The following is a 7,067-nucleotide window of genomic DNA, read 5'->3' on the forward strand; positions in this document are numbered from 1 at the left end:
GTGATACTGTTTAATAGTATTATTTTACCAAGTAGGAGGCTTATTTTGAAAGATTTAACAAGCGGAAACCCCATTAAATTAATTTTACTTTTTACGATTCCATTATTAATCGGTAATGTTTTTCAACAATTTTATCATATGGCTGACATGATTATTGTTGGCCAAGTATTAGGGAAAAATGCTCTGGCTGCAGTTGGATCAACTGGTAGCCTAACCTTTTTAATTATTGGCTTTGCTCAGGGCCTGACAGCAGGACTTTCTATTATTGTTGCCCAACGCTTTGGTGCTAGAGACTATCAAGGGATTAAACGAAGTTTTGCCATGAGTATCTTAATCAGTGTTGCTGTTACGATTGTTTTAACTATTCTTGGGCTGTTATTTATTCGTCCCTCACTTGTCTTGATGCAGACCCCTGCCGAAATCATTGACGATGCCTACACCTTTATTGCCATCATTATTATCGGAATTTTTGCTGCCATGGCTTTTAATTTATTGTCGAACGTGATTCGCGCCTTAGGTGATAGTCGAACCCCTTTACTATTTTTGATTGTCGCAAGTGTCGTTAATGTTGCTTTGGATGTCATATTAATTGTCTACTTAGACGTAGGCGTTGCTGGCGCTGGTATTGCGACAGTTTCTGCACAGGCTGTTTCAGCTTTATTATGCGTAATTTTTATCAAACGCAGTATTCCTCAGCTACAGCTATCTAAAAAAGACTTCAGCTTAGCATGGGATGAGTGCTATACTCACATCCGAATTGCTCTACCAATGGCTTTTCAGGCCTCAATAATTGCGATTGGGGCAATCATCTTACAAACAGCTTTGAATGGGCTAGGAACGGATGTCGTAGCTGCTCAAGCGGCAGCTAGTAAAATTGACCAATTCGCAGTCTTACCGATGGCTTCTTTCGGTGTGACGATGGCAACTTATACCGCACAAAATTATGGTGCTAAAAAATATCAGCGGATTTTAAAAGGCGTGCAACAATGCCTCATCTTAAGTATTAGTTTTAGTATTGCGGCGGGTCTAACAGTGATTCTATTTGGAGATAAATTAGTCACACTTTTTGTCAGCTCTAGTGAAACCAATGTCATTAGCCTAGCTCAAACCTTTTTCAATATTAATGGCTGTCTGTACTGGGTCTTGGCTATTTTATTCATTATTCGCTACACCTTACAAGGTCTAGGTCAAAGCGTGATTCCAACTCTTGCAGGTATTGTCGAGCTGATTATGCGCTCTTTCGCTGCGCTTGTTCTAACCGCTATTTTTGGCTTCACTGGTGCCGCTATTGCTGGACCGCTTGCTTGGATCGGATCAGTTGTCGTCTTGCTCTATTCCTATTTCAAAGCCGTCAAAAGGCTTAGACATTTATCACAAACTTCTCAATCACTCTAATTATCGATTCACTCGTCCTCTTTTTATCTCATTATTTCAGAAATAACTTTAACAAACTAAAAACAACTAGCTGATATTGCAGGGATCTGAGGAACAGCATTATAATTTAAAAACAAATTAAACTCATTTTGGCATAGTTAAAACTGTTATTTTGTGTTAACATTGAATTTGTGTTTTTAACATTACTATAGTTAGGGGATTTTAACATGTTTTCAAGAAACAAAAAAGATCAATTCGGTGAATTACTCCATGATATGACGGTCAATTTAAAGGAAGCAGCGACTTATTTTTCTTCTTTTTCGTTAGAAAAACCAGAAGATGTGACTATTTTTTCTGAAACAATTGACACCTACGAATCAAAAGGCGATAAGCTTGTGCATCAGATGATTGTTCAATTAAATGATACATTTATTACCCCAATCGAAAGAGAAGATATTTTAGAACTAACCAACCGTATTGATGATGTCTTAGATGCGATGGAAAAAGCAGCTCTTTCATTCGAAATTTGTCATTTATCGAAATTTAATGACGTTATTACTAAAATGGCTGCAGAAATTTCAGGTGCTACAGATGAAATCGCTTTTGCAGTTGATCACATTTTTTCAAAAAAACTAAAACTAATCAATGATCATTCAAAAAAGATTAAGCAACATGAATCTAATTGTGATCGCCTATATAGAGAAGCATTGCTAGATTTATTTCAAGAAGAACAAGATCCGATTCGTTTAATCCGCTATAAGACGGTATACGAAAACCTAGAAGAAATCGCGAATTTCTGTGAAGATGTCTCTAAGACCCTCAACTCAATCGTGATGAAAAACGCTTAGGGGGCGCGGATAGATGAATCAACTATTTATCGTCACTGTCCTGATTGTTGTTGCCGCTTTGATCTTTGATTTAATCAACGGCTTTCACGATACCGCTAATGCTATTGCGACAAGCGTTTCAACCAAGGCACTAAAACCTAAACATGCTATTATGATGGCTGCTGTAATGAACTTTTTAGGCGCTATCTCGTTTACAGGGGTTGCTAAAACGATTACCAAAGGAATTGTTGATCCAATCAGCTTACCAAAGGGTGAAGTTGTTATCTTAGCCGCTTTAATTTCAGCCATTATTTGGAATTTAGTCACGTGGTATTTTGGTATTCCTAGTAGTTCATCCCATGCCCTAATTGGAGCAATCGCTGGGGCTGCTGTGGCATCTGCTGGATTTGGTGCTATTAAGTACTCTGGCTTTGTGATGATTATTGTCGGCCTAATTGCCTCACCAGTTATCGCGTTTGTCGTCGGTTATGTCGTCTATACAATTATAAAAACAGTCTTTAAAAACGCCAATCTCTCTCGTGCCAATAGCCGTTTTCGTTTGTTTCAAATTTTGACAGCTGCTTTACAATCCTATACTCATGGTACTAATGACGCTCAAAAAGCGATGGGGATTATTACAATGGCTTTGATTGCTAATGGTTATCAAACAGGTGATGATGTTCAACACTGGGTACAAATTGCCTGTGCGACTGCGATGGCGATCGGAACAAGTATTGGTGGCTGGCGTATCATTAAAACGGTTGGTGGAAAGATCATGAAAATCAAGCCTGTTAGTGGCGTAGCAGCCGATGTTAGTTCTGTGATGATTATCTTTAGTGCTACACTTATTCACTTACCGGTCAGTACAACTCATGTCATCAGCTCAGCTATTATGGGTGTCGGTGCATCTCACCGAATAAAAGGAGTGAAATGGGATACTGGCCAACGGATGCTCTTCACTTGGGTCATTACACTCCCAATATCAGCTGTGATTTCCGCGTTAATTTTCTCACTCTTAACTCTATTTATTTAAGTAGCATTTAGCGACGTCATCTTTCTTGATGATGTCGTTTTTTTGACGCGTTAAATTGTAGCAATTTTCTAAAAATTTAGCCCTCTTTCGCTTAGTTTTCTAGGCTTTTTTAACGAAAAAAACAAGTAAAATTTTTAGCTTGCATTTTCTTTTTTTCCATGTTATCTTTATGTCAAATACAAATAGTTGATTTGTTAGGTGAGGCTTCTATACAAACACAGGATGCTGCCCAGAAACATCGAGAGATGCCAATGGGTAAAACATGAATCGTCGATTAAGGCTTTTCTGAACGCATCTAAAGATTAAGCAGTTAATCTTTTACGTTGTCTAGTGCTAAAGCTCAACGTAGAATCCGACATTTTTTAGACTGTCTACCCCCTACGCTGAGTGTGCTCAATGTAGGGGGTTTTTGTTGCTAAAACAACACCTGATTTACTAGCTAACAACTATCATCGTATTAATAAATGCAGGACTATTAGGAGGTGGTTGAAGATGGACGAAAGTATATCGATAACCAGGAAAGAACAAGTAAATAGCTCGACAGATTCAACCACAACTTCTTAACGATACGTAGGCTTCTTTACTATGTTGTGGTGTTATGAGCAACCCATTCTTATTCTTTCCACTTATTTTTGAATGTCAATTATCATAAGTGAAAGAGGGTTTTTAACCATGAAAAAATTATTAACTTTATTAACAAGACTATTCCGAGACACAAGTCTCATTTATGCTCCAACTTCTAAGCATTCAACCGATTTTGATGTTTATTCAACATTATTATAGGAGGTTGCTTGGATGAAAAATAAGATTAGACTCATCAAAAAACGTCTACGCAACGGTCGTCTATCCAATGAGCTCAAAATCCAAACAGTGGCTTGGCAAAGCACTGACTACTTAGCAGCTATTGAGCTTCGCAACATGACTCTGAACTACCCAAGTGGCTTAGCATTAATTACCGCTGCGCCTGTCCAAGAAAAATACGCTATTCATTTAGTCGCAATGATTAAAGGCAAAGTAGTCGGAACACTTTTTATTGACCAAACGGAACGAGAAAATGTTGGCCAAATTAAGCAAGTCGCAGTCTCTCCTGAATTTCGAGGACGTCAAATAGGTCAACATCTAATGACCCATGCTGAAAAGCTTGCAAGTCAGCACGGTTATCACGAAATCGTCTTAAACGCACGAGAATCTGCCTGGACATTTTACGAAAAACTTAGCTATACTAGTTTCGGCGAACAAGCATCCAATGGCGCTAATTTAATGCAGTTTTACCACAAACAGCTTCCAATCCGCTCAGAGGTGATTGACGTTGCTTAGAACTGCTACAACAAAAAATGAAACAAGTAACCAGATTAAATCTCGTTACTTGTTTCTTTTTTGATTGGTAAGAATATTCTAAAGATGGTGCCCACTCCAACTGCACTTTCAACATAAATTCGACCGCCATAACTCTCAACAAGCTCTTTAGCGATTGAAAGGCCTAAGCCATTGCCACCTTTATGCCGACTTCTAGCCTTATCTACTCGATAAAACCGATTAAAAATTTGGCTGACATCCTCTTCACTAATCCCCTCACCGTAATCTTGAATAGCAATCTCCAACTCACTTTGGTTAGAGGAAACTGACATGTGTATCTCTTTACGTTCACGAGAATACTTTACAGCATTATCTAGAATAATAATTAGCAGCTGCTCGAAATGATTTCGATAGATATTTACTGTCATTTCTTGCGGCAAATCATCATCTAAAATAAACGTAAAATCTTCATATAAGATTTGAAAATTATTAAAGGTTTGATGAGTGACCTCCTGCGCTTGCGAAGTATCATTTTTATGGTGGAACTCTACTTGCTCAACTCGTGACAGATCCAACATCTCTTGGACTAAACTTTTCATCCGCGTAATCTCCTGTAGAGAAGCCTCTAAGGACTCTTCAAGGATTTCTGGATCATCCTTCCCCCATCGAGTTAAAAGCTTTAAATGGCCCTCTATGATAGCGACAGGTGTTCTTAATTCATGAGAGACATCTTCAACAAACTGCTGTTGCTGTATAATGAATTTCTGCATTCGATCCATCATGTCATTAAACACTTCCGTCAAATCAGAAAATTCATCTTTCGTTTGAAGTTCAGGTAATCTAATATCTGACTGGGGCTCACTTTTAATCACCGCGATCGTATCGGTGATTTTCTTTAAAGGTCTCAAAAAATAAGAAGACAAAACGAAGCCTAAGATCAAACTGACCATCACGCCAACAGATACTAAAAGTATCATCCGATTAAGCAATTTAGTCCGAATCGTATAAACAGAGCTTAAATCATAAAAAAGCTGCACATAGCCCGTCAACTCATTGCTACTAAGAGAGTAAATAGGCTCTGTTGCTAAAAAACCTGTTTTATCGCCAAACTGCTCCTCTCTCATCTCCTGCTTATCTCCACCTTGATAAGGTAAGCCCATCTTACGAGTTTCGAAAACCTGTTTCTGCTCAGAATTATAGACTGTCATCGACAAGTTGGGCTGTGATAAATCAGAAAGAAAGCTATTCAACTCAATCATATTGGCCTCAATAGTTTCTGTGCTTAAATCGCCAGGCAGACTTCCTTTTGTATTTTTCAAATAGAGGGTTGTCGTCCGAATTGTTAAATCGTCATCTGATTTTTCCAGTCGACTCGTCACTTGATCCAACGTCTCTTGCAAGTTAGTCTTCTCCTGCCCCACTAATAACCTAATACTTGTCTTGTATGTAATCACTGAAAAAATCATGAATAGAATAAAAATAAACGTAGAGGTAAGAAGTGCCCACTTTGCAGTGAGCACTAAATTGAAACTAAATTTTTCTTTTGTTGCTTTCATGCGGTTACGCATTACGACCTCATAACATAGCCTGTACCACGTACGGTTTGAATATAGCTTTCTTCACCAGGCACATCAATTTTATTTCTTAGATATCTAATATAAACATCCACAACGTTTGTTTCTACTTCAGTTTCATAACCCCATACCTTATTAAGTAATACATCACGAGCAAGTACCACGTTAACATTTTCCATCAAGGTAAGCAGTAGCTCATATTCTCGTTTCGTTAATTCAATAATATCGTTATCGCGACGGACAATTCGATTCTCTTTTTCAATCGTTAAATTGCGATAAGAAATGGTTGTTTGCTTGGTAATATTTTTATCGCCCTCGATATCAATACGACGTAACAATGCTCGCAAACGAGCTAATAATTCTTCTATCGCAAAAGGCTTCACAATATAATCATCTGCTCCATGATCTAAGCCAGAAACTCGATCAATTACAGAATCTCTAGCAGTCATCATAATAATCGGTGTGTTCTTAGATTGGCGAATCCGACGGCAAACCTCCAATCCATTTAGTTCTGGTAGCATCAAATCAAGAAGAATTGCATCCCAATCCCCACTTAAAGCAGCCTCAAGGCCAGTTCTTCCATTGTAGTGAACCTCTGCATTGTATCCTTCATGTTTTAATTCTAGTTCGACGAAACGAGCTAAATTTTTCTCGTCCTCGATGATTAAAATATTACTCATTGTGGTAAGTTCCTTTCTCTATTGAAAAAATTCTCAATCTCATTACCATTATAACGATAACCAACAAAAAAATCCATTTTATCTTCACAAAGATTTTCAATATATTTAAAAGGGAAGATAAACAAAATTCGGACATAAAACCTTTTTTCAAAAATCAGCAAAATGAGGGTGAGACTTTTTATACGAAAACTAAACCTGTAAAAAAACAAAAAAAGCTACCTCCTACTAAAAGCGTGGTTTGCCAAATTTGGTCTAGAGCACTTTAACAGATAGTTGTTAAAGT

6 protein-coding genes and 1 riboswitch are annotated in these 7,067 nt (G+C 37.8%); of the genes, 4 read left to right on the top strand and 2 right to left on the bottom strand.

All coding sequences use genetic code 11. The features are described from left to right. The first annotated feature begins 45 nt into the window (after positions 1–45). The 4 genes from AC5KOD_RS06135 to AC5KOD_RS06150 all read left to right on the top strand — a co-directional run bounded on the left by AC5KOD_RS06135 (position 46) and on the right by AC5KOD_RS06150 (position 4,551). Complete coding sequence (locus AC5KOD_RS06135) at positions 46–1,395, top strand: MATE family efflux transporter (RefSeq protein ID WP_496913657.1); 1,350 nt, start codon at positions 46–48, stop codon at positions 1,393–1,395. Positions 1,396–1,601: 206 nt separating this feature from the next. Then, the gene (locus tag AC5KOD_RS06140) at positions 1,602–2,222 is read left to right on the top strand and encodes a DUF47 domain-containing protein (protein WP_496913658.1); all 621 of its coding nucleotides are present in this window, start codon (positions 1,602–1,604) and stop codon (positions 2,220–2,222) included. A 13-nt stretch (positions 2,223–2,235) separates the two neighbouring features. Beyond that, positions 2,236–3,234 (top strand): inorganic phosphate transporter, encoded by a 999-nt coding sequence (locus AC5KOD_RS06145; protein WP_496913659.1) that lies wholly within the window; start codon positions 2,236–2,238, stop codon positions 3,232–3,234. Between the two features lie 183 nt (positions 3,235–3,417). Next, a riboswitch (M-box (ykoK) riboswitch) is annotated at positions 3,418–3,593 on the top strand. A gap of 436 nt (positions 3,594–4,029) precedes the next feature. After that, entirely contained in the window at positions 4,030–4,551 is a 522-nt protein-coding gene (locus tag AC5KOD_RS06150; RefSeq protein ID WP_496913660.1) for a GNAT family N-acetyltransferase, read from the top strand. A 35-nt stretch (positions 4,552–4,586) separates the two neighbouring features. Here the strand turns inward: AC5KOD_RS06150 and AC5KOD_RS06155 are convergent, their stop codons facing one another. Beyond that, positions 4,587–6,086, bottom strand: coding sequence for a sensor histidine kinase (locus AC5KOD_RS06155; RefSeq protein ID WP_496913663.1), 1,500 nt, complete (start codon positions 6,084–6,086; stop codon positions 4,587–4,589). A gap of 11 nt (positions 6,087–6,097) precedes the next feature. After that, the gene (locus tag AC5KOD_RS06160; RefSeq protein ID WP_496913661.1) at positions 6,098–6,784 is read right to left on the bottom strand and encodes a response regulator transcription factor; all 687 of its coding nucleotides are present in this window, start codon (positions 6,782–6,784) and stop codon (positions 6,098–6,100) included. Positions 6,785–7,067 lie beyond the last annotated feature (283 nt).

Source organism: Vagococcus sp. WN80Y, from assembly GCF_059621045.1.

Coding starts and splice junctions, on each gene's coding strand:
- AC5KOD_RS06140 (WP_496913658.1), top strand. CDS start 1,602: ATGTTTTCAAGAAACAAAAAAGATCAATTCGGTGAATTACTCCATGAT.
- AC5KOD_RS06145 (WP_496913659.1), top strand. CDS start 2,236: ATGAATCAACTATTTATCGTCACTGTCCTGATTGTTGTTGCCGCTTTG.
- AC5KOD_RS06150 (WP_496913660.1), top strand. CDS start 4,030: ATGAAAAATAAGATTAGACTCATCAAAAAACGTCTACGCAACGGTCGT.
- AC5KOD_RS06155 (WP_496913663.1), bottom strand. CDS start 6,086: ATGAAAGCAACAAAAGAAAAATTTAGTTTCAATTTAGTGCTCACTGCA.
- AC5KOD_RS06160 (WP_496913661.1), bottom strand. CDS start 6,784: ATGAGTAATATTTTAATCATCGAGGACGAGAAAAATTTAGCTCGTTTC.